18 protein-coding genes and 1 pseudogene are annotated in these 20,994 nt (G+C 59.4%); 12 read left to right on the plus strand and 7 right to left on the minus strand.

Going from position 1 to position 20,994, the window contains the following annotated elements; genetic code table 11:
* Positions 1 to 457, plus strand: a pseudogene (locus tag ACQY7U_RS13750) (glutamate racemase); the annotation flags it as partial.
* A 182-nt stretch (positions 458 to 639) separates the two neighbouring features.
* On the opposite strand, the gene ACQY7U_RS13755 reads toward ACQY7U_RS13750, so the two are convergent.
* Positions 640 to 2,436, minus strand: a complete 1,797-nt coding sequence (locus ACQY7U_RS13755; RefSeq protein WP_428645323.1) for an EAL domain-containing protein — start codon at positions 2,434 to 2,436, stop codon at positions 640 to 642.
* A 483-nt stretch (positions 2,437 to 2,919) separates the two neighbouring features.
* Here ACQY7U_RS13755 and rpsD point away from each other — a divergent pair, with 483 nt between their 5' ends.
* From rpsD to ACQY7U_RS13770, 3 genes are all read left to right on the plus strand, one after another.
* Entirely contained in the window at positions 2,920 to 3,537 is a 618-nt protein-coding gene (gene rpsD / locus ACQY7U_RS13760; protein WP_428645325.1) for a 30S ribosomal protein S4, read from the plus strand.
* A gap of 207 nt (positions 3,538 to 3,744) precedes the next feature.
* Positions 3,745 to 5,313 carry a winged helix-turn-helix domain-containing tetratricopeptide repeat protein gene (locus ACQY7U_RS13765; RefSeq protein WP_428645326.1) on the plus strand — a complete coding sequence of 523 codons (1,569 nt, stop codon included), beginning with the start codon at positions 3,745 to 3,747 and terminating at the stop codon, positions 5,311 to 5,313.
* 94 nt (positions 5,314 to 5,407) lie between these two features.
* The gene (locus ACQY7U_RS13770; RefSeq protein WP_428645328.1) at positions 5,408 to 6,346 is read left to right on the plus strand and encodes a homocysteine S-methyltransferase family protein; all 939 of its coding nucleotides are present in this window, start codon (positions 5,408 to 5,410) and stop codon (positions 6,344 to 6,346) included.
* Between the two features lie 495 nt (positions 6,347 to 6,841).
* Here ACQY7U_RS13770 and ACQY7U_RS13775 read toward each other — a convergent pair whose 3' ends face one another.
* Complete coding sequence (locus ACQY7U_RS13775; protein WP_428645330.1) at positions 6,842 to 8,176, minus strand: aspartate aminotransferase family protein; 1,335 nt, start codon at positions 8,174 to 8,176, stop codon at positions 6,842 to 6,844.
* A gap of 145 nt (positions 8,177 to 8,321) precedes the next feature.
* On the opposite strand from ACQY7U_RS13775, the gene ACQY7U_RS13780 reads away from it, so the two are divergent.
* Positions 8,322 to 8,870: a cupin domain-containing protein gene (locus tag ACQY7U_RS13780; protein WP_428645332.1), complete on the plus strand. Its 549-nt coding sequence runs from the start codon at positions 8,322 to 8,324 to the stop codon at positions 8,868 to 8,870.
* Between the two features lie 74 nt (positions 8,871 to 8,944).
* Here the strand turns inward: ACQY7U_RS13780 and ACQY7U_RS13785 are convergent, their stop codons facing one another.
* Complete coding sequence (locus tag ACQY7U_RS13785) at positions 8,945 to 10,609, minus strand: winged helix-turn-helix domain-containing protein (protein ID WP_428645334.1); 1,665 nt, start codon at positions 10,607 to 10,609, stop codon at positions 8,945 to 8,947.
* 157 nt (positions 10,610 to 10,766) lie between these two features.
* Here ACQY7U_RS13785 and ACQY7U_RS13790 point away from each other — a divergent pair, with 157 nt between their 5' ends.
* Positions 10,767 to 11,141 carry a COG4315 family predicted lipoprotein gene (locus ACQY7U_RS13790; RefSeq protein ID WP_428645336.1) on the plus strand — a complete coding sequence of 125 codons (375 nt, stop codon included), beginning with the start codon at positions 10,767 to 10,769 and terminating at the stop codon, positions 11,139 to 11,141.
* Between the two features lie 119 nt (positions 11,142 to 11,260).
* Here ACQY7U_RS13790 and ACQY7U_RS13795 read toward each other — a convergent pair whose 3' ends face one another.
* Positions 11,261 to 12,043 (minus strand): helix-turn-helix transcriptional regulator, encoded by a 783-nt coding sequence (locus tag ACQY7U_RS13795; protein WP_428645338.1) that lies wholly within the window; start codon positions 12,041 to 12,043, stop codon positions 11,261 to 11,263.
* Between the two features lie 160 nt (positions 12,044 to 12,203).
* On the opposite strand from ACQY7U_RS13795, the gene ACQY7U_RS13800 reads away from it, so the two are divergent.
* The 5 genes from ACQY7U_RS13800 to ACQY7U_RS13820 are packed head-to-tail and all read left to right on the plus strand — an operon-like array spanning position 12,204 to position 16,996.
* Complete coding sequence (locus tag ACQY7U_RS13800) at positions 12,204 to 13,334, plus strand: ABC transporter ATP-binding protein (protein ID WP_428645339.1); 1,131 nt, start codon at positions 12,204 to 12,206, stop codon at positions 13,332 to 13,334.
* Between the two features lie 27 nt (positions 13,335 to 13,361).
* Complete coding sequence (locus tag ACQY7U_RS13805) at positions 13,362 to 14,516, plus strand: ABC transporter substrate-binding protein (RefSeq protein WP_428645341.1); 1,155 nt, start codon at positions 13,362 to 13,364, stop codon at positions 14,514 to 14,516.
* A gap of 13 nt (positions 14,517 to 14,529) precedes the next feature.
* Positions 14,530 to 15,387, plus strand: a complete 858-nt coding sequence (locus tag ACQY7U_RS13810) for an ABC transporter permease (protein WP_428645342.1) — start codon at positions 14,530 to 14,532, stop codon at positions 15,385 to 15,387.
* Positions 15,388 to 15,394: 7 nt separating this feature from the next.
* Positions 15,395 to 16,198, plus strand: coding sequence for an ABC transporter permease (locus ACQY7U_RS13815; protein WP_428645344.1), 804 nt, complete (start codon positions 15,395 to 15,397; stop codon positions 16,196 to 16,198).
* Between the two features lie 39 nt (positions 16,199 to 16,237).
* Positions 16,238 to 16,996: an SDR family NAD(P)-dependent oxidoreductase gene (locus ACQY7U_RS13820; protein WP_428645369.1), complete on the plus strand. Its 759-nt coding sequence runs from the start codon at positions 16,238 to 16,240 to the stop codon at positions 16,994 to 16,996.
* Here the strand turns inward: ACQY7U_RS13820 and ACQY7U_RS13825 are convergent.
* On the minus strand, positions 16,993 to 17,808 hold the full coding sequence (locus tag ACQY7U_RS13825) for a class I SAM-dependent methyltransferase (RefSeq protein ID WP_428645346.1): 816 nt from the start codon (positions 17,806 to 17,808) through the stop codon (positions 16,993 to 16,995). The two genes, ACQY7U_RS13820 and ACQY7U_RS13825, sit on opposite strands and share 4 nt — an antisense overlap.
* 190 nt (positions 17,809 to 17,998) lie before the next feature.
* Between ACQY7U_RS13825 and ttcA the strand changes: the two genes are divergently transcribed.
* Positions 17,999 to 18,940, plus strand: coding sequence for a tRNA 2-thiocytidine(32) synthetase TtcA (gene ttcA / locus ACQY7U_RS13830; protein WP_428645348.1), 942 nt, complete (start codon positions 17,999 to 18,001; stop codon positions 18,938 to 18,940).
* A 34-nt stretch (positions 18,941 to 18,974) separates the two neighbouring features.
* On the opposite strand, the gene ACQY7U_RS13835 is transcribed toward ttcA, so the two are convergent.
* Both ACQY7U_RS13835 and ACQY7U_RS13840 read right to left on the minus strand, forming a co-directional pair.
* Entirely contained in the window at positions 18,975 to 19,877 is a 903-nt protein-coding gene (locus ACQY7U_RS13835; protein WP_428645350.1) for a hypothetical protein, read from the minus strand.
* Positions 19,878 to 20,076: 199 nt separating this feature from the next.
* A complete protein-coding gene (locus ACQY7U_RS13840) occupies positions 20,077 to 20,967 on the minus strand; it encodes a LysR substrate-binding domain-containing protein (RefSeq protein ID WP_428645352.1) in 891 nt (296 codons plus the stop codon).
* Positions 20,968 to 20,994: the final 27 nt, after the last annotated feature.

The raw sequence follows: 20,994 nt of genomic DNA on the forward strand, positions 1-20,994 counted from the left end.
CTCGGTTCTGGCAACGCCCGGCACGGTGCGCCGGGCCTATACCCGTGGCCTCATCGACAGTTTCGCCAGCCGCTGCCATGTGCGCCTGGTTGGCTCGCACGCGCTGGCGGAACTCGCCGAAAAACACCTGCGGGGCGTGCCTGTTTCGGACGAGGAACTGCTCGGGGAAATTTCCGACTGCTTCCTGGAAAGTGACGGCAAGCGGACCGACATCGTCGTGCTGGCCTGCACGCATTATCCTTTTCTGGTCAACCGCTTCCGCAAGATCGCTCCCTGGCCGGTTGACTGGCTCGATCCGGCGGAGGCCATTGCCCGCCAGCTCGTCCGGGTTCTTGGGACGGGGGCTGCAACAGAACCATTCGTTGGTCCGGACAGGGCCATCTTCACCTCAAATCCCGAAGACAGGGCCCTGCAACGGCTTCTCGCTGGCTTCGGGCTGGTTCTGGAAAGGGACTAGACGGTTCAGGCGGAAACGGTTTTCCACGCCGTCCCGGCCAAGCGGAGCGCGAGCCGGGACCTGAAATTCGTGGACCTTGTATTTGGTGCTAATTGATTGGTCAGGACTGGGGACTGGGATCCCGGATCTTCGCTACGTTGCGTCCGGGAAGGCGCTTGGAGAGTGGCGGCGGTCGATGCGCCTTAAGCCGCCAGGCACTTGACCGCAAGGCCGTCGTCGGAGCGTTTGGCGGCGCGTTTCAGGTCGCGGATCTCGTCGTTGAGTGTGTCGGGGTGAACCGTCATGCCCTTGGGCAGGCTCAGGATCGAGATGGAGCACTGCAGCAGCGGGAACTGGCGGGTCGTGCCGAAGCGGTCCTGGGCCTCGATGTAGCCCTGTTCGCGGTGTTCGGGGTCGTAGAAGCTTTCAACGTCCAGCCTGAAGGCACGCTTGAGGGCAAGCATGCGCGCGGCGACATCCGTCTGGTCCACGTTGTGGAAGCCGGCGAAGAAGTCGTCGCCGCCAAGGTGGCCGTGGAAGGTACCGCTGCCGGCGACATGGCGCTGCATGAGTTCGCCGAAGAGGATGATCGCGCGGTCGCCCTGACGATAGCCGTAGGTATCATTGAAGGGCTTGAAGTTGTCGAAGTCCAGGTAGCAGAGATGCCGGTCCTGGTTGCCCTTGCGGGCCGTGTCGGAAATGAACTTGGTGATGGCGCCGTTTCCGGGAAGGCGCGTGAGCGGGTTCTGGTCCTGGGCTTCCTGCAAACGCTTCTCGTGAATGATCTTCAGGAGCGATGTCGCCGACAGGAAACCGGCATAGCGGAAGTTCTCGGTGATGATGATGCCGTCCGAATTGATGGAGGAGGCAAAGGTCACCAGCAGCATGTCCGCGTTGGAATCGATGTCGGCGATCGGACAGGCCCGGACAAAGGAGCGCAGCGGGAAGTCGAGAGCCGCTTCGGCGTCCTCGTCGTCCGTGCCGCCGGAATAGAGATAGGCCTTCAGATCGCGCTCGTGGATCAGGCCGCGCGGTTCGTTGTTGGCATCCAGAACGGGAACCACGTTGCCGTCCTGATTGTGTACCACCATGTCCAGAAGCTCGTTCATCGACGCATCGAACTGGATGGTCGGCAGATGCAGGAGTTCATTGCGGATGCGCTCCTGCTCCTCGCGGCGCTTGTGGCCGATGCCGGGGGCGCGGACATGGTCGTAAAAGAGCTTGGCGCCGGAGGCACCCTGGAAGGGCCTGGCGACGAAATAACCCTGGATGAGGTCGCAGCCCGCATCCCGGCAGGCCTTGAACTCGCGTTCCGTTTCAACACCTTCCGCGATCACGCGGGCGCCCAGAACATGGGCCAGATTGGCAACGGTGGTAACGAACAGCTTGCGCCGCGGATCGCAATCGATGCCGTTCAGGAAGAAGCGGTCGATCTTGACATAGTCCGGCGACAGGTCGTGCAGCAGGCGCAGTTCGGAGGAGCCGCGGCCGAAATCGTCCAGAGCAATCAAGAACCCGTGCTGGCGCAGACTGTTGACCGCGTGATGGGTCAGGTCGGTGAAGGTCTCCCGGTGACGCTCGGAGAACTCCAGGCAGATCTGGTTGGTGCTGAAGCCGGCTTCCTGGATCAGCGTGCCCAGCTGCATGCGGGGATCGTCTTCCTGACCGAGATCCCGCCCGTCGAGCTTGAAATAGAGCTTCGTGCCCTGCGCGATCTTCAGGTCCTTGAAGCGCTTGAGCGCCTTGCGCACGAGACCGGCCTCCAGCTGGGGCAGGACGCCCTTGGAGTAGGCCAGATCGATCATCGCCGCCGGCGTTGCCGCGTCGTCGTTGCTGCCTGCCAGGATCTGCGCCTCGTAGCCGTAGACCACACCGGTACCGATGTCCGCGATGGGCTGCAGGGCGAAATCGAGAACGTCGAGGATTGCAGTCAGCGAATGGCAAAACAGACCGGTTCCGTCCAGACCGGTTTGCAGGGCTGAATTGCGATTCGCTGACATGGTTGATCCTACCAAAAGGTTCGGCGGCTGAAAAAAGTCCTGTTTTGATGGGGCTGTGCACGTGCCGTCGCACTGGATGTTTTTCGTTGAGGTTGTGACGGCGATTGCATAGTGAAAAGCTGCAATTAAAAATTTCTAAATTTATGCATTAAATTGTGATTTTTCCCGAGGTAAGGTTAAAAAACGGGTTCAACGATTGCGTAAAGTCCGCCTCAATTGTTCCGACATGCCGGAAAACGCCGGAAACCTAGCCGTTTTCCGGGCTTCGAAGCGGCTGCCGCATTGACATTCGGCCAAGGGGCCTGTATTTCCGCGCGGTCCGGCAGGCAATTGTCTTCCGGATCTACGCACCCGTGGGCATCCGGCCGGCGCCGTCTAGCCGGGTCCCTGTCGATCCGACCGGTTCGCATTATTGCGGTCCGTGACGATAAAGGAGGGCGCGTTTCCTTTATAGATAACAACGCGAATTCAAAGGAAACCGCGATGTCTAAGCGCCATAGCGTTAAGTACAAAATCGACCGCCGGATGGGCGAAAACATCTGGGGTCGTCCGAAGAGCCCGGCCAACAAGCGTGAATACGGCCCGGGTCAGCACGGCCAGCGCCGTAAAGGCAAACTGTCCGACTTCGGTGTTCAGCTCCGCGCAAAGCAGAAGCTGAAAGGCTACTACGGCAACATTTCCGAAAAGCAGTTCCGCAAGGTCTACGCAGAAGCATCGCGCATGAAGGGCGATACTTCCGAAAACCTGATCGGTCTGCTGGAGCGCCGTCTGGATGCGATCATCTACCGTGCGAAGTTCGTACCGACCGTTTTCGCAGCTCGTCAGTTCATCAACCATGGCCACATCAAGGTCAACGGCAAGCGCGTGAACATCCCGAGCTACCAGGTCCGTCCGGGCGATGTCATCGAAGTCCGCGAAAAGTCCAAGCAGCTCGCTCTGGTTCTGGAAGCAGTCCAGTCCGCCGAGCGTGACGTTCCGGATTACGTCGACGCCGATCACTCCAAGATGACTGCCACTTACAGCCGCGTTCCGAGCTTCTCTGACGTACCGTACCCGGTACAGATGGAACCGAACCTGGTCGTCGAATTCTATTCGCGCTAATCAGCGCCGAATACGGTTCAACGGAAAGGCCCGCCTCACGGCGGGCCTTTTTTTGTCCGGTTTTCAGATCCATGAGTTCGGTAACCGCTTTGCGGGCACCTCATTCGTTGACGGCTCTCAAGACTGGCATTTGAGTTGCCATGCCACTAGGCTGAAAACTGCCGGTTTTCCCGGTTTTGCAGGATCCACTGTTAAAGCGGCATCTGGATGGCGATCAGATTCCTCGATTTCGAACTTGATGACCAGTTGCTGGAGTTACGAGGCCCGGCCGGCGCCATCGCCATGGAACCGCAGGTCTTCAAGTTGCTTCGGTTTCTTATCGACCATCGTGACAGGGTCGTGAGCAAGGACGAACTGGTCAGCGAAATCTGGGACGGTCGCTTTGTAACGGACGCTGCGATCACCTCGCGGATCAATTTGCTGCGCAAGGCGGTCGGCGACAGCGGCAAGGTCCAATCCGTCATAAGGACGGTCCCCAAAACAGGCTACCGCTTCGTTGCCGACGTCGATCTGCCGGAAAAAAGACGACCCGACACGGGACTGCCGGCCGTCAGTGCCTTCGAACAGCCGGGCCTGACCGCATCAAGCGTTGTCGTCCTGCCGTTTCGGGATCTCTCTCCCCCCGAGGAGAACGACTTTCTGGCCGAGGGATTGACGGAGGATATATCGGTCGCGCTTTCCCGGAGCAGCGACATCACGGTGATCGCCAACCGATCGGCGCGTGCCGTCGAGGACGTTGCACCGCTGATATCCGATGTGGGACGCAAACTGCAGGTGAAATATGCCGTTCGAGGCGCCGTTCAGCGCGCCGGTAACCGTGTCCGGGTGTCTGCAAGCCTGATCGATACCGAGATCGGAAAACATATCTGGGCGGACCGGTTTGACGGCGCGAAGGACGAGATCTTCGATATTCAGGACCGGGTTACCCAGTCGATCGCGGCCGTGTTGCCGACGCGTATTCAGGGAACCGTGCTTGAACAGGAGCACATCCGGGCGGAGGTCAGCCTGTCCAGCCGGGAGGCATATTTGCGAGCGATCTGGAACTTGCGCCAATCCGGCGATGTGGTTCGGGCAATCGATGATCTTGGCAGTTTGCTTGTTCAGGACGAGAGATATGCGTTAGCCCATGCCCAGCTCGCCGTTCTATTGGGCTTTTCCATTTTTGTTTTCGGCAGAGACGAGGAAACCACAAGAGTTCGTGCCATAGCACATGCGCGGCAGGCCCTTGCACTGGAATCGTCCGACGAACGCGTCCTTGCGAAGGCTGCACTGGCTTTCCTGAATGATGGCGATTTCAAGCGGGCGCTGCATTACAGCGAAAAGGCGCTGACGCTGAATCCACATTCTGTCGAGGCCATCCATTTTCGTGGTTGTGTCCTCTACGGAACCGGTGCGCATGAGGGCGCTCTTGACTGTCACCGCACCGCCATGCGTCTCGATCCGCTGTTTCCGGGGCACTATCTGGAAAGCGTCATCGAAACGAATTTCCTGCTCGGTCGCTACGAGGAGGCGCTCTCAATCCATGACAGCTGGGACCGGCCGCATCCTCATATGTCCGTAACCATGGCCGCGTGTAACGCCATGGCCGGACGCATGGAGGAAGCGCACCGGTTTGCCGAGGACTTCCGCAAGTCGCGGCCGGAAGGTTTCAGGCTGGCCGACTATTTCTCTGCCCTGATGCGGTATCTGGCCAGAGAAGAGGACCAGGCTCATTGGCGCGAGGGGTTCATGCGCTCCGGTCTGTGGCCGGAAGCGGGAAAATCAGGCAATTCGTGAGAAAAAAACGAGATCTTCTTTAAGCGTCCGCCTCGGGAACGGCGCACAACACGGTCATCGCCGCATATCGGAAACGACCACGAAAGATCTCGAAATGACACAGACCGTTCAACTCCCGCACGAGACCGACACCATTTTCCTGATGGATGGTGGTGCCGAAACAACTCTTATCTTCCATGAAGGCATCGACTTGCCCTACTTCGCTGCCTTTCCGCTTCTGGACAGCGAAGAAGGCAAGGCAGCTCTTGCCAGGTATTTCAGGAGTTACCTCGACATCGCGCGCCAACATGGTGCCGGTTTCGTGCTCGAAACGCCGACATGGCGTGCCAGCACCGATTGGGGTGCACTGCTCGGTTATGACGCCGAAGCCCTGGACCGTATCAATCGCAAGGCCGTTGCCTTCGTCCGCAATCTGACAGCCGATCCGGCCTATGCGAAGGTTCCTGTCGTCCTCAGCGGATGCGTCGGCCCGCGCGGAGACGGCTACGTTGTCGGAACGGAGATGACCATCGAGGAAGCCACGGCCTATCATGCCCCTCAGATCAGGGCCCTCGCGGAGGCAGGTGTCCGGCTCGTGACGGGTCTGACGATGACGTATCCGGAGGAGGCGGCGGGGATCGCGCTTGCTGCCCGCGATGCAGGCATCAGGGCCGTGCTCTCCTTCACCGTTGAAACGGATGGCCGTCTTCCCAACGGGCAATCCCTGGCCGAAGCGATCCGCATGGTGGACAGCGTGACGGACCGGGCACCGGCCTACTACATGGTGAACTGCGCCCATCCGGACCACTTCGATCATGTGCTCGAAAGCGATGCCGACTGGACCGCGCGGATCCATGGCCTCAGGGCCAATGCCTCGCGCATGAGCCATGCAGAGCTGGATGAGGCCGAGGAACTGGACGCGGGCGATCCGGCGGAACTCGGGGGGCAGTATGCGGACCTTCGCAAGGTGCTGCCCAATCTGAACGTGATGGGCGGGTGCTGCGGCACCGATCACCGCCACGTCGGCCAGATTGCCTTGCATACCTGCGGCTGAGTTGGGCTCCGGACGGCCCCTGTCGGCGCTGCCCAAGGGGCATCACGGTTTCGCCCAACTTAGCTGGTGCAATGAGTGAGCGACCTGATCTTGTCGATTGAGCGAGTGTCCCCGCGAATTCGAAGGAAACGGTTTCCGGAAAGGCCTGCCGGTTGGCGGGTCTTTCTGTTTGCAACTTCAACTCCCGGCATGCCAGTCCTGCTTGTACGCCGGTTGCGCAGATTCCGTTTCAACTCGTGCTACGAGTGACGCGGCTTCGTATACAATGAAATCTCCAAGCTAATTAATCAAATAAATTCAGTTTTTTGTAACAAAAATCTCAAGTTGAATATTAAAATCGGGCGCCGGCACCTGCGTTTTCGCGGGCGCGGTGTTCCAACTTCCGAACGACATTGCGAACCGAACTGCACACCGGTCACCGGCGGCCAAGGTCCGGAGCCCCGCTTCCGCCGGGGCTACTTGCTCCGGCAGAGAGGCAGGGCTCCGGGTTTCGGGTCAGGCTACCCGTTCCAGCGCTTCCCCGAGGGTGGAGACGATTTCGTCGATCTGGCTTTCCTCGATGATCAGCGGCGGCGACAGGGCGATGATGTCGCCGGTCACACGGATGAGGAGACCCTTGTTGAAGCAATCGACAAAGACGTCATAGGCTCTTGCGCCCGCGGCATCCGCGCGGGGGCTCAGTTCGATACCGGCCACAAGGCCGATGGTGCGGATGTCGATGACATTCGGCAGGCCTTTCAGGCTGTGCATGGCCTCGTGCCACTTGGCTTCCAATTCGCTTGCCCGGGTGAGGAGGCCGTGGCCTTCGTAGATGTCGAGCGTTGCAAGGCCAGCGGCGCAGGCAGCCGGGTGGCCAGAGTATGTGTAGCCGTGGAAGAGCTCGATCGCTCCGTCCGGGCCGCACATCAGCGCATCGTGCACGTCGCGGCTGGCAAAAACCGCACCCATCGGGATGATGCCGTTGGTCAGGCCCTTCGCGGTGGTGACGAGATCCGGTGTGACGCCGAAATAGTCCGTGGCGAAAGGTGCGCCCAGGCGGCCGAAACCGGTGATGACCTCGTCGAAGATCAACAGGATGCCGTGTTTGGTGCAGATGTCGCGCAGGCGCTGCAGATAGCCCTTCGGCGGGATCAGCACGCCGGTGGAACCTGCAACCGGCTCGACGATGCAGGCGGCGATGGTCTCGGCGCCGTGAAGCGCGACCAGGCGTTCCAGATCGTCGGCAAGGTCGGCGCCATGCTCCGGCTGACCTTTCACGAAGGCGTTCTTTTCCAGATCATGGGTGTGCCGCAGGTGATCGGCGGGGATCTGCGGAAAAACGCGGCGGTTATTGACGAGGCCGCCGACGGAAATGCCGCCGAAGCCGACGCCGTGATAGCCGCGCTCGCGGCCGATTAGCCGGGTACGGGTGCCCTGGCCGATGGCGCGCTGATAGGCGATGGCGATCTTCAAAGCCGTGTCGACGGATTCCGACCCGGAGTTGGTGAAGAACACGCGGTCGAGCTTTGCGTCCGGACCGCCGGGGGCGATTGCTGCCAGCCGCTCGGCGAAGTCGAAGGCGATCGGGTGGCCCATCTGGAAGGAGGGCGCATAGTCGAGTGTGGAGAGCTGCTGTTCGACGGCACGGGTGATCTCGTCCCAGCCGTGACCGGCGTTGACGCACCATAGGCCGGCAGTGCCGTCCAGCACCTGACGGCCGTCATCTGTCGTGTAATGCATGCCCTTGGCAGAGGCCAGAAGGCGCGGTGCGGATTTGAACTGGCGGTTGGCGGTGAACGGCATCCAGTAGCTGTCGAGGACCGGTGCGTTCGGCTTGTTGTGAATGTTCATGGGGGTGTTCCTCCGTTTCGGCAGGAATTCCACACGATTTTCTAATCTGAACAAGTCCTTTTCTGGTGGCGGTTATGCCATTGAAATATATTCGGTTTGATGCAATGTTTTTCGATATATCAAACAGACGAAACAGGCCTTGAGCATGACCATCGACATCGGCGGGCGCCTGCGCCACATCCGCATGGCCCACAATCTTTCCCAGCGGGAACTGGCAAAACGCTCCGGGGTTACAAACTCGACGATCTCCCTGATCGAATCGAATGCCACCAATCCGTCTGTCGGTGCCCTGAAGCGGATCCTCGACGGTATTCCCATCGGCATGGCGGAGTTTTTTGCCTTCGAGCCGGACCGGCCAAAGAAGGCATTTTACCAGGCCGACGAACTGGTGGAGATCGGCAAGGGTGGCATTTCCTTCCGCCAGGTGGGGGACGATATGTTCGGCCGCAGCCTGCAGATCCTGAAAGAATGCTATCAGCCGGGAGCCGACACCGGAAAGGTGCCGCTGGTCCATGAAGGCGAAGAGGGCGGCATCGTGCTATCCGGACGCCTGGAAGTAAGCGTCGGGGACGAGCGCAAGATCCTGGGGCCGGGAGATGCCTATTACTTCGAAAGCCACCGTCCGCACCGCTTCCGCTGTGTCGGGCCGAAGCCATGCGAAGTCATCAGCGCCTGCACGCCGCCGACGTTCTAGAGTGTCTTTCGCCCAACTTGAGCCAATTGAACGAGGTGATATCGCTTGCTGACGAAGCGTTCGTCCTCAAGGCCCTAGTCCGGTATGCCAGCTTTTCTCAGCATCTCCGCGTAGTGTGCCGTCACCTCTGGGGCTTGAATTTTCAGTATCTGTGTTAGGTCTGAGACCCTCCGGTTGGGCTGTTTCTCGATGAAGATCCGCGCCTGGGTTCTGGCGTTTTCCATGTCTCCGATCTCGGCATAGACCGCAGCGATCCTGCCGTGCCAATCGGGAAAGTCTCCGTGCTCGAGCGCATACTGATAGGACGCGATTGCCTCGTCGTATCGCCCGGCGAGCTGGTAGGCGTAGGCTTCGGTGGCGATCAGCCAGGGCGGGTGGAAAGGGCTGACCAATTTTGCCCTGTTCAGCAATTCCAGTCCGCGTTCGACCTGACCGATCAGCACCAGTTGCCAAGCCAGGCCCGACAGGGCGGACAGATCGTTCGGTGCGAGTTCGAGCGCCTTTTCGCGCAGCCGGATGCCGTCACCAATCTGACCGTTCTCGATGTGGTAGTTGCCCAGTTGGATGTAGCACCCAAAGAAGTCCGGATCGATTTTCTGGCACTTCTCGGCATAGTCGAGCCACTTCGCCCTATCCGCCATGACGTCAGTCGACCAGCCGCGCCGGATCGCTTCCCTGTAAGTCCAGGCAAGTCCGCTGACAGGCGCCGCCCAGTCGGGATCGAGTTGAGCAGCTTCGCGATAGAGTTGGCGCGCTTTCATGGTGTTCTCGCGCTTGAAGGTGAACCCTTCGGCCAATGCCTCGGTATTCAAGAGCCAGGCTTCCAGGTTGTTTGTGCCCCGGCTCACGATCCGGATTGCTTCGCCTTCGGTGAGTTCGATCTGCAGATTGATGATCACTTGCCGGACGATATCGTCCTGAAGCCGCAGAAAGTCGTCAGCGCCCCGGTCATAGCGTCTCGACCAGACGGCCATTCCGGTGCCACCCTCCACCAGCTGGGCGGTGATACGCAGTTGCCGGCCTTCCGCCTGGATGATCCCGCTGAGGACATATTGCGCGCCTGTTTCCTTCGCGGCCTGTTGCGGATCGACTTGCCCACCGGCGTATCTGCGCGCCGTGCTTTCCGAAATGACCAACAGAGCCGGAATGCGGGCAAGCGCCGAATTCAGGTCCGAAGTCAGCCCCGCTGCGAACCGGTCGATGGCGGTGTCCGCCGAGTTGTTCTTGAAGGGCAAGACCACGATTGAAGGGTGTATCGATTGCGTGGCGGCAAGTTCCGGAGGGGCGTTTTTCCAGGTGGTGATCCCGATCACCACGGCAGCGGCCAGAAGGAACAGCCCCAAGGCTGTCAGCAGGGACCTGCGTTGCCAGGAAGGTCCCGGTTCGGACTTCCAAGCTCCGACGTTCGGCGTACGCGTATGCGCCGATACATCCGCCGTGAAGTGATAGCCGCGGCCGGGTACCGTTCGTATGACTTCCTTGCTATCGTCCCCGATCGCGGATCTGGCGTCGCTGATGCAACGCGACAGGGATTCGTCCGAAGCGATGACCTTCTGCCAGGCCGCCTCGAGAATTTCGTCCCTGGAAACCAGTCGACCGGAATTGGCGACCAGGTGGGCCAGAACGTCGAAGCTCTTCGGCCTCAAGGAGATTTCCTGTCCTCGGCGCAAAAGACTGCGCGTCTGCAGATCCAGAGTGAAATCGCAGAATGTGAACTGGTCCGGGGCATGATCTTGCATCGCCATCCCCTCCTTGTTTGAAATTACGCCAGTTTTCAAACAATTTCAGCAATTTTAGATCGATTTTCAGGACGCTTCGGCACAGCGCGGTTCACGGTTTGTTGGCCGCCAAGGCATCGATCCGGGCGGCTTTCATGAGCCTGGGAGGATCCTGAAAATGAAACGAATTGCAATTTCGATGTGTGTGATCGCGGCGACAACGACAATCGCCCTTGCGGCCTCTCCGATCAAGGTTACCACCGACAGCGGCGATGTGATCGCCGGAAGCAACACCTACCGAACCCTTTATGTCTACGCCGAAGACAGTGAGGGCATGTCCAACTGCTATGACGAATGTGCCGACAAATGGCCACCGCATGTGGCCGAATACTGGGACACGCCAAGACCACCCTTCTCGACGATTGAACGCAAGGACGGCAAGAAACAGTGGGCGAAAGACGGTATGCCGCTCTATTTTTCGACACTCGACGAGGCAAAGGGCGACACGAAGGGGGAAGGTGTTGACGGCCTGTGGACGGCAGCCCGTCCGTAGTGCCACTTCGCAAGGCGGTAAGATCAACCTGGCCCGGTGCTGAACGTTTCAGCCGCCGGGCGATCTGTTTCGCCGGGACAGATACTGTTTCAGAGTCCCGGTCTCGATTGCCGGGCTAATCAACTCATCTCAGCAAGTGTCGCGATGAAGAGGGAGAAGAGTTCGCCCTGCGAGCTGATCTGCAGCTTGCCGTAGATGTTGCGCCTGTGAATGCGCACGGTTCCGGGTGCAATTCCTAAAAGCTTGCCGGTCGCCTCGGCGGAGTGGCCCTTCAGGGCATATTCCACGACTTCGGTTTCGCGCGGGGTCAGAAGGTTGCCGCCGACGCTCTGGAAGGCCTTTTCGATCAGGCTGCTCAGGCGGGGGCCTTCTTGAACGGGGCCGTCGGCAAAACGTGTGATCAGTCCTTTCCAGTGGCGGCGCGAACAGGCGGCGACAAAGGGGAAGAGGGCTTTCAGGTCGCGAAATTCGCGGGCCGAAAAAACCTTGTGTTCGCGCATGGCGGAAATGACAACGCTGACGTTGTCACCGACATCCACCAGGAAGCCGATCTCCTCGGCAAGGCCGGTCTGCTTGTAGTAGTTGCGGAAATATTCGCTCTGGTAGAAGCGGTCCGGCGCCAGGTCACGCAGGCGGACAAGACGCTGGTCGAGCGGTGCCACGGAATTCAGGTAGAAGGGGTCGAGCAGATAAGGCCCTTCCTGATAGGCGTCGACCATGACCTTCCGTTTCGCCTTCGGAAAATCGTCATAAACATCAAGTGGTTTGTAGTCCTTGAAGTACGCGAAGATCACCGTGAACTCGAAAGGAACAACGGACCGCATCGCCTCGGTGAGTATCTTGGGAAATTCCTGTTCTCCCAGGGCGTCAACGACCTTGGCGCTTTCTTCAATCCAGCCCAAATGTGCTTCCTCCGCGACGTCTATGCGTTTTGTGGTATATACAACGACAGCGATATTTCATTAGATTTTTCTAAAAGATGCAATAGGCCGAATTCAAACGGCTGACAACAAGTAACAACATTGCATGGCATATGCAGTCTGAGGGGACCGCACGTTGAATATGGTCGGGCAAAAGCCGGAATTGCGTCCGGATGAGGTCGTCGCCGAATTCGTCGGAACGACAAAACGCTTCGGGTCGATCCTGGCTGCCGACAGGATCAGTTTCCAGATTCGCCGCGGGGAGTTCCTGTCCTTTCTCGGGCCTTCCGGCTGCGGCAAGACGACGGCGCTGCGCATGCTGGCCGGCTTCGAGGTTCCGACGGAAGGCCGTGTTTTGATCGACGGCCAGGAAATGGGTGCGGTGCCCGCCTATCGCCGTCCCGTCAATATGGTCTTCCAGCACTATGCACTCTTTCCGCATATGAACGTCGCCGACAACATCGGATACGGGCTGCGACAGCGCCGTCCGCGCATGGCGAAGGCGGAGATCAAAGAGAAGGTCGCCAAGGCGCTGGAAACGGTCCGGCTCGGTGAATTCGGCAAGCGCCGTATCTGGGAACTGTCCGGCGGTCAGCAGCAGCGCGTCGCCCTGGCGCGCGCCATCATCAACGAGCCGAAGATCCTTCTGCTCGACGAACCGATGGCCGCGCTCGACGCAAAGCTAAGGGCGGATATGCAGCGCGAGTTGCTCGATCTGCAGCGCAGCCTCGGCATCACCTTTGTTCTGGTGACCCATGATCAGGAGGAGGCAATGTCCATGTCGGACCGCATCTGCATCATGGGGGGCGGGCGAATTGTCCAGGTCGGTACGCCGCAGGAACTCTATGACCGGCCCGCGAGCCGCTATGTCGCCGGTTTTGTCGGCCGGGCCAACATCCTGACCGGACAGGTTGTTTCCCGGTCAGATGGACTTGCGAAGCTCTCGCTTGCCGACGGCGCGTCTGTCGTCGTGAACGATCTTGACGGTGATACCCGTGCAACCGTCGACGTTGCCGTCCGTCCGGAAGTCTTGAACCTTGCGGATGTGTCCGATCCGCTGGAGGAGGGCCAGACGGCGCTTCCGGCCGAAGTTACCCATCGCACCTTCCTGGGCGATCACATCGAATATCTGCTGCGTTCCGAAGCTTTGGGCCCCTTGCAGGTCCTCGTTCCACGACAGGCCGAAAGAGCCGTGCGTGGCCGCGAGGTGGGGTCCCGCCTGCATGTGATCTGGTCCTCCGGGGCCGGACTTGTGCTGGGCCCTGATAACTGACTTCCAATCGAACATGGGAACACTGACATGACCGACAATGGGAATCCGATTTCCAAGAAGAAATTCATGGAAGAATTGCGCCGTTTTCAGAACGGCTCTGTCTCCAGGCGTCATTTCCTTGGCGTGACCGGTCTCGGCACCGCGATGACCGTGATGTCCGGCGCAATGCCCGGTCTCATGGGCGGACGCGCGCAGGCACAGGAGATTGGCGACCGCGTGGTGCTGGCCACCTGGCCGAATTACCACGATCCGGAAGACTTCGAGCTTTTCACAGACAAGACCGGTGCCTACACCCAGGTCAATGTCTTCGGTTCCAACGAGGAAATGCTGGCCAAGCTCCAGGCCGGCGGCTCTGGATGGGATGTCTTCGTTCCGACCAACTACACCATTTCGACCTATGTCGAGGCGGGTCTGATCGAGCCGCTCGACGTGACCAAACTTCCGAATTACGACCCGGCAACCTTCGAGCGTCGGTTCTCCGACGCCGGAACGGTCAACGGTGTCCTCTATGCGGTTCCCAAGAACTGGGGAACGACGGGAATTGCGTTCAATTCCGCCCACACCGGCGGTGTGGTCGACAGCTGGAAGACCTTCTTCGATGGCGCCCGCGACCAGTGGACCGGTCGGGCGATGGTCCATGATTACCAGTTGACGACCATAGGCAACGCGCTGGTTTATTTCGGCTTCTCCTTCAACTCGGTGAAACCGGAAGAGCTGGCGAAGGCCGAAGAGCTGCTGATCGACGTCAAACCGCATCTCTTCGCGATTTCCTCCGACTACCAGCCGGCCATGCGCAACGGCGATGCCTGGCTGACCATGTGCTGGACCGGGGACGGCAAACAGCTCAACACGGACATTCCGGAAATCGGCTTCGCGCTCGGCAAGGAAGGCGGCGAGATCTGGTCGGACTACTACGCCATTCCGAAGGACGCGCCGCACCGGGAAGCCGCCTATGCGCTGATCAACTTCCTGCTCGATCCGAAGATCAATGCACGCGAAGCGTTGGCTCACGGCTATCCGGTCGCGGATTCGCGTACGAACGCGCTTCTGCCTGAGGATCTTTTGAACGATCCGATCCTTTATCCGGCGGCCGAAAGCCTGAGCGTCCTGGAGTTCGGCGCAGCGGCAACGCTGACCGACCCCAACCGCGCCGAACTGATGGCCCGGTTCAAGTCGGCCTGATCGGGGAAGAGCGATGGCCTTGACACAGAACCAGACAAGGTGGGTTTTGCTGACGCCTGCCGGGCTGTGGTATGCGGCACTCCTGTTGCTGCCACTGGCCGTCGTTCTCATCTTCTCCTTCGGAGAACGCAATGCGGTCGGGGGCTATGCTCCCGGCTTCACCTTCGAACAATATGCCAACCTGCCGGCCCGTTTTGCAGCCTTCCGCAACACGCTGACGATGGCGCCGCTCGGCACCGTGGCCTCGTTGCTGATCGCGTATCCTCTGGCCTATTTTCTGGCAGTCCGGGTGAGTCCCCGCTGGAAGACCATGCTGCTTGTGCTCGTGATCGTTCCGTTCTGGACGTCGATCCTGATCCGCAGCTACGCCTGGATCTTCCTGCTGGGAGGCCGGGGCATTCCGGCGATGCTCGACTGGATCGGCATTGAGGGTATCCGGCTGATCAACACGCCTTTTGCCGTCCTGGTCGGCATTGTCTACGGCTATCTGCCGCTGATGGTGTTTCCGATCTACGTGGCGCTGGAAAAGCTCGACAAACGGCTGCTGGAAGCCTCCGCCGACCTCGGTACGCCGCCCTGGCGCAGTTTCCTGCAGATCACGCTGCCGCTTTCCATGCCGGGTGTGCTGACAGGTACCATGCTGGTCTTCATCCTGCTTATGGGCGAGTTCCTGATCCCGGCCATTCTCGGTGGCGGCAAGGTGTTCTTTGTCGGCAACGCCCTGGTGGACCTGTTCCTGCAATCGCGCAACTGGGCCTTCGGATCCGCCGTGGCCGTCGCACTCGTCGTTATCATGCTTGTGGTCGTCGCGCTTTACACCCGCCTCGCGCGCCGGTTTTCCGCAAGCCGCGACGATATCGGCCTGATGTGAGGATGCCATGAGACTTTACGCAATCCTTGTCTATAGTTTCCTCTATCTGCCGATCGGCATCATCGCCCTGTTTTCCTTCTCTGCCGGGCGGTCCGCCTCCCAGCTTCAGGGGATTTCCCTCAAATGGTACGGACGGGCGCTGAACAACCCCTTCGTGATGGAAGCACTGTGGACGTCGGTGAAAATCGCCTTTGTCTCCGCCGTGTTGGCCTCCATCGTCGGAACCCTGGCGGCACTTGCCTTGACCGGCATGAGGGGGCGCGTCAGAAAGGCGTTCGATCTGATGATCCATATCGCCGTGATGATCCCGGGCATCGTGATCGGTATTGCCACCCTGATCGCACTCGTCTCGGTGTTCGACATCGTCAATCCTTGGCTTGAAAGTGTCAGCGGCTACAGGCTGTCCATGGGCTTCGGTTCGCTGATCGCCGCCCACGGGCTCTTCACCATGTCACTGGTGGTGCTGCTGGTGCGGGGGCGCATGGAGACGCTGGACCGGGCCCTGATCGAAGCCTCGGGCGATCTGGGAGCCAGTCCGCTGAGCACCTTCCGGCAGGTCACGTTGCCGCTGATCACGCCCGCGATCCTGGCCGGGTTCCTGCTCAGCTTCACCTTCAGTTTCGACGACTTCATCGTCGCCTTCTTCGTCGCCGGTTCCGAGACGACGCTGCCCATCTATGTCTTTTCGTCGATCCGGCGCGGCGTGACACCGGAAATCAATGCCATCGGAACGATGGTGATGGTGGCCTCGCTCGGTGTCCTGATCGTGGCCCAGCTCATGCTGCGCCGTGGAAACGCAAAACGCACATAGCGCCAGTCACTGGTTGCTGGAAAGTTCAACAGGGAGAATATCATGCTCAAGGATCGCGTCGCGTTCGTGACGGGGGCCGGGTCGGGTATCGGCCGCGCCGGGGCCATCGCCATGGCCCGCGAGGGCGCACATGTGGTCGTCACCGATCTGAGGCACGATCTGGCAGACGAGACCGCGGCGCTGATCCGCCAGGAGGGCGGCTCGGCGGAGGCAAAGGTCCTGGACGTTCGGGATGACGCCGCCATCCGCGCTGAAATCGACCGCATTGCCGCGGAATTGGGCCGGATCGATGTGGTGCACAGTCATGCCGGCCTTCAGATCGCCGGCAAGCTGGAGGAGGTGACGGCCGACCAGATGGACGCCGCCTGGGCGCTCAATGTCCGCTCCCATTTCGTGGTGTCGAATGCGGTGCTGCCGCATATGCGCCGCCAGGGCGGCGGCTCGGTCATCGTGACGGCGTCGAACTCCGGCTGCCAGTACGACAGGGGCATGATCAGCTACGCGACCACCAAGCATGCCGCTGTTGCCATGGTCCGTCAGATGGCCGCGGATTATGCGCGCGAAAACATCCGCTTCAATGCGCTCTGCCCAGGTTTTGTCGACACGCCCTTCAATGCGGGCTTTGAAAAGCAGATGGGCGGGCGCAGGCAACTGGAGACTTACGTCTCCGACACGATCCCCATGGGGCGCTGGGCGAGCGTCGAGGAGATCGCCGACGGCATCCTGTTTCTGGCGTCCGAGAAATCCAGCTTCGTGACCGGCCTGGCTTTGGTGATCGACGGCGGTGAAATTCTCTAAGCTGTTGCCGTCACCACGTTCGAGACGTGAGGAAAGCGGATGGCCTTTCCGTCGAAGCCATCGCCGAGGCCGGTAAGGAAATCATTGAAACAGGCATCCTGCTGTTCACTGGAGAGTTGTGAAAGCTTGTCGCCCGTGTGCATGCCGCCCATGGCACCGGCGGCGTAAGCGCGCCCGTCCGGGTGGTGGAGTTCCAGGCTGACGGTTTCCACCTCAATGTTCTTGAAGCCGGCCTCATTGAAGTAGGCGCGGATTTCTTCCGGATCGGAGAGGGCGCAGATCGCGCGGACCGCTGCTCCCGCATCCGGGCCGACGTGTTTTTCAAGGGCGGCGGCCTGGGATTGCAGCAACGGGTTTTCGGACAATTGCCTTGAGATGCAGAAGGCCACACCGGCGCCGTCCGCAAGAACGCGGCGAAGTTCGGTCAAGGCTCCGACCTTGTCGGGAAAGAACTGGAAGGCCTGCTGGCAATAGGCGATATCGAACTGATCGTTTTCAAATGGCAGATTGCCTGCATCCGCCTCGTACCATTCGGCTTCTATGCCGGCATCGGAGGCTTTTCTGGCGGCGGTCGCCAGCATGCCCGCGCTCATGTCCACTCCGGCAAGGCGCTTTGGCGAGACACCACTTGCAATAATTTCGCGTGTTACCGCACCGGTGCCGCAGGCAAGGTCGAGAATACGCCCGCCTTCGGCCGGGGGCATGCGTCTTATAAGTTCCTGGGCCCAAGGCTGGAAAATCACCGGTACCATGACGCTGTCGTAGCGGTCGGCAAAGCTGTCATGTTCTGTAGATTGACTGTCTTTCCTCATCAGGCTCTCCCTAGGGCGTTGTGGATGAAACGCCACGGCAATCCTGCAACTTCGGGTCGAATTTGCAAGATTGTTGAAATAGGCAATCAAACGTCAGCTTCCGGAGGCATCCGCTTTTGCCTTGGCGATACTTCGCTGATCCGCTATGTCAGCCGGAAATGCGAAACACCGAGAAGCTCAGGCCCGGCCCATGAACGATATTGCAGCAGACAGCGTGGACACCGACGTCCCGGCTCTTTTGAGAAACGCGCCTTCGAGCGTGGAGTTCAAGAAGCTGCGCAAGCGGCTGCTGCGCCAGGCGCGCGAGGCGATCAGCGATTTCGGCATGTTGCCAGAAGGGGCATCGCAGGAGAACCGGCCGAAGTGGCTCGTGTGCCTGTCCGGAGGCAAGGACAGTTATGCGCTGCTGGCGGTGCTGATCGAATTGAAATGGCGCGGACTGCTGCCGGTCGATCTCATCGCCTGCAACCTGGACCAGGCCCAGCCCGGCTTTCCGGCGGACATCCTGCCGAAGTTCTTTGAAGATAACGGCATCGAGCACATCATCGTGCGCGAGGACACCTATTCGATCGTCACCGACAAGATCCCCGAGCACCGCACCTATTGTTCCCTGTGCTCCCGCCTGCGCCGGGGCATCTTGTACCGGGTCGCGCGCGAGCAGGGGTGCGAGGCGATCGTGCTCGGCCACCACCGGGAAGACATTCTGGAAACCTTCTTCATGAATCTCTTCCATGGCGGCCGTCTGGCCTCCATGCCGCCGAAGCTGATCAATGACGAGGGTGACCTTCTGGTCCTGCGCCCGCTCGCCTATTCGGCGGAGAGCGACATCGCCAGATTTTCAAACGGCATGCAGTTCCCGATCATTCCGTGCAATCTCTGTGGCTCACAGGACGGGCTGCAGCGCGAGGAAGTCAAGCGCATGCTGCAAGGGTGGGAAAAGCAGAGCCCTGGCCGTCTCGGTGTCATGGCCCGCGCGCTCGGCCACACACGGCCGTCGCATCTGCTGGACCGGTCGCTCTACGACTTCGTCAACCTGCGTCCTGCGGAACGCGGGACAGCAGAGAGCGGCGAGGCGGAAGAGCCTTGCGGCGCGAGCCTTGCGATGACGGCGAAGCTGTTCGCTGCGGAGTGAGGGCCTTTCTGACCGGGCGGCACCTGTCACCGTGTCAGTCCAGCAGTTGCCAGTTCGCAACCCTGTCGTCGATCAGTCCAGCTGCCCTGTTTGCGTGATCGAGAAAGCCAGTGTCGCGGAGCCGCGTGATACCCTTGTTGAGCACGTTGAGGAAATCGATTCCATCGGGGTGTCCTTCACTCACGAAGTACCGTCGCGACGTTCCGAATTTCAGTTTAATACCTGGAATGGGAACGTAGACTTCATTCGTGTCGCCATCTGTGAAGCTGAAATCATCTTTCGTGCTGATGGGCTGCAATATGACATCCGCACGAGACAGACGGATCATACTGATCGCGCTTGACCATGAATCCGCGAGTACTGTCTTGAAACCGTGTTTCTTGAGGACGTCGATGTCGACATCCCAATTCGTCGCGGCGACAAAACGCAGTTGTGTGATCGCTAAAGGATCTCTCAGTGACAGCACGTCAGCCCGGTCCGAATGGGTATAGAAGCCAACAAAGAAGTCTTTTTCGTCCAGGATGGGTTCGCTCAGCAAGACCTTGTCTTGCAGCCTCGGATCATTGTTGAAACCGGCGATTGGATGCGCGATCGCCTTAGATTCCTTCACCTGAATGATTTTGCGGGCGTGAGACGTCGATACGTCTGCGGCGTGATACTCGATTACGCAGCCACATCCTCCAAGAAGCATCGCCTTCTTGAAAAGCAGGAGTTCGAGCACCTGCCTGTTCAGCCCTTGCCGAGACAGCCGCGTATCAGTTGAGGCAAAATTAGTTTCGTTGATCCCGGATAGCGAAATGTAATCATTATACTGTGTCAAATTGTGAGCGTGAATTGTAAAAAAATATTCTTCATCCATTGCGATTGATTTATCTACAAAAAGTAGAAATATAAGAATACAAACTACTTTTGATATAATCTTGGTAATTCTGCTCATATCAATATTTCTCGCTGTTTCTTAAATGATACAGCTAGATTTTTGATTTAATACTCTTGATGTTGAGAATATTTATTTACGGCACTCGCATTTCTATCAAGCTATTTTTTGAGTCCACACTCTGGAAACATGCGATCATCGATATGCCGGTCGTTTTCCGAAACGATACGAGTTGCCCAAGGATGCGACGGTTGCCGGGTCATTGGCTCTGCTCCGATGAGAAAAGTGAACGAAGCCAGGCTTCAACCGTCCGAACGGCAGACCTTGGAGAAGGTGCCGCTTCACGATGCAGCAAATAATGTGTCTGTGTGGAGGGAAGCTTGGTATCAAACGGAATGATGAGCCGCCCGCTTGCCGCCAGCGTTGAGGTGATGCGGCCGAGTAGCAGAGCAACTCCACCGCGGGCAGCCGCCCATTCCACAGCCGCCAGCGATGTGTCGACGGTGATGGAAGCCGAGTTGGAGGGCATCGCGATATTCAGGGTTTCGAAGAAACAGGGCCAGTGATCATCGAACCCCAGAATTTGAATGCGGGGATGGTCCAGCATGTCGGCTGGGTGCTTTAGTTGGCCCGCCATTTCCGGATGACAGACCGGGACAATGGTTTCCGCTCCGAGCGGTTCCGCGCGGGCGCCGGGCCAGTGCCCGCGCCCGAGCCGGATCTCGATATCGATGCCCGTTTCCAGAACCGTGTCTGCCCAGATCGCGGACAGCAGCCGGATTTCGAGCTCCGGGTTTTTCTCTTGAAACGCCGGAATGGCGGGAGCGATGATCAATGCCGCTTCGGAAATCGGCGCCCGGATGGTCACGGATCCGGATACCCTGTTTCCGAAAAGCGCCTCCGTTGAAACCGCGAGCTCCTGAAGAGCCTTCCGGACGGAGGGCAGATAGGCCCGGCCGCTTTCGGTCAGTCCGACCTTGCGTGTCGTGCGGGTCAACAGCTGGTGGCCGAGTTGGGTTTCCAGGGCGCTGATATGCGTGCTGACCGCCGCCTGCGTGAGGCCGAGTTCGCTACCCGCCGCCGTGAAGCTGCCAAGGCGGCTGGCAGCCTCGAAACTTCTGAGCCAGAGCAGATTGGGGAGGGATGTCATCAGGCAGCCTGTCTATAAAATTTTTTC

Origin of the sequence: Roseibium sp. (assembly GCF_050301095.1) — a bacterium.
Classification (GTDB): Bacteria; Pseudomonadota; Alphaproteobacteria; order Rhizobiales; family Stappiaceae; genus Roseibium.

Excerpts from the sequence above, each read along its gene's own strand:
- ACQY7U_RS13755 (WP_428645323.1), bottom strand. The coding sequence starts at position 2,436 with ATGTCAGCGAATCGCAATTCAGCCCTGCAAACCGGTCTGGACGGAACC.
- rpsD (WP_428645325.1), top strand. The coding sequence starts at position 2,920 with ATGTCTAAGCGCCATAGCGTTAAGTACAAAATCGACCGCCGGATGGGC.
- ACQY7U_RS13765 (WP_428645326.1), top strand. The coding sequence starts at position 3,745 with ATGGCGATCAGATTCCTCGATTTCGAACTTGATGACCAGTTGCTGGAG.
- ACQY7U_RS13770 (WP_428645328.1), top strand. The coding sequence starts at position 5,408 with ATGACACAGACCGTTCAACTCCCGCACGAGACCGACACCATTTTCCTG.
- ACQY7U_RS13775 (WP_428645330.1), bottom strand. The coding sequence starts at position 8,176 with ATGAACATTCACAACAAGCCGAACGCACCGGTCCTCGACAGCTACTGG.
- ACQY7U_RS13780 (WP_428645332.1), top strand. The coding sequence starts at position 8,322 with ATGACCATCGACATCGGCGGGCGCCTGCGCCACATCCGCATGGCCCAC.
- ACQY7U_RS13785 (WP_428645334.1), bottom strand. The coding sequence starts at position 10,609 with ATGCAAGATCATGCCCCGGACCAGTTCACATTCTGCGATTTCACTCTG.
- ACQY7U_RS13790 (WP_428645336.1), top strand. The coding sequence starts at position 10,767 with ATGAAACGAATTGCAATTTCGATGTGTGTGATCGCGGCGACAACGACA.
- ACQY7U_RS13800 (WP_428645339.1), top strand. The coding sequence starts at position 12,204 with ATGGTCGGGCAAAAGCCGGAATTGCGTCCGGATGAGGTCGTCGCCGAA.
- ACQY7U_RS13805 (WP_428645341.1), top strand. The coding sequence starts at position 13,362 with ATGACCGACAATGGGAATCCGATTTCCAAGAAGAAATTCATGGAAGAA.
- ACQY7U_RS13810 (WP_428645342.1), top strand. The coding sequence starts at position 14,530 with ATGGCCTTGACACAGAACCAGACAAGGTGGGTTTTGCTGACGCCTGCC.
- ACQY7U_RS13815 (WP_428645344.1), top strand. The coding sequence starts at position 15,395 with ATGAGACTTTACGCAATCCTTGTCTATAGTTTCCTCTATCTGCCGATC.
- ACQY7U_RS13825 (WP_428645346.1), bottom strand. The coding sequence starts at position 17,808 with ATGAGGAAAGACAGTCAATCTACAGAACATGACAGCTTTGCCGACCGC.
- ttcA (WP_428645348.1), top strand. The coding sequence starts at position 17,999 with ATGAACGATATTGCAGCAGACAGCGTGGACACCGACGTCCCGGCTCTT.
- ACQY7U_RS13835 (WP_428645350.1), bottom strand. The coding sequence starts at position 19,877 with ATGAGCAGAATTACCAAGATTATATCAAAAGTAGTTTGTATTCTTATA.
- ACQY7U_RS13840 (WP_428645352.1), bottom strand. The coding sequence starts at position 20,967 with ATGACATCCCTCCCCAATCTGCTCTGGCTCAGAAGTTTCGAGGCTGCC.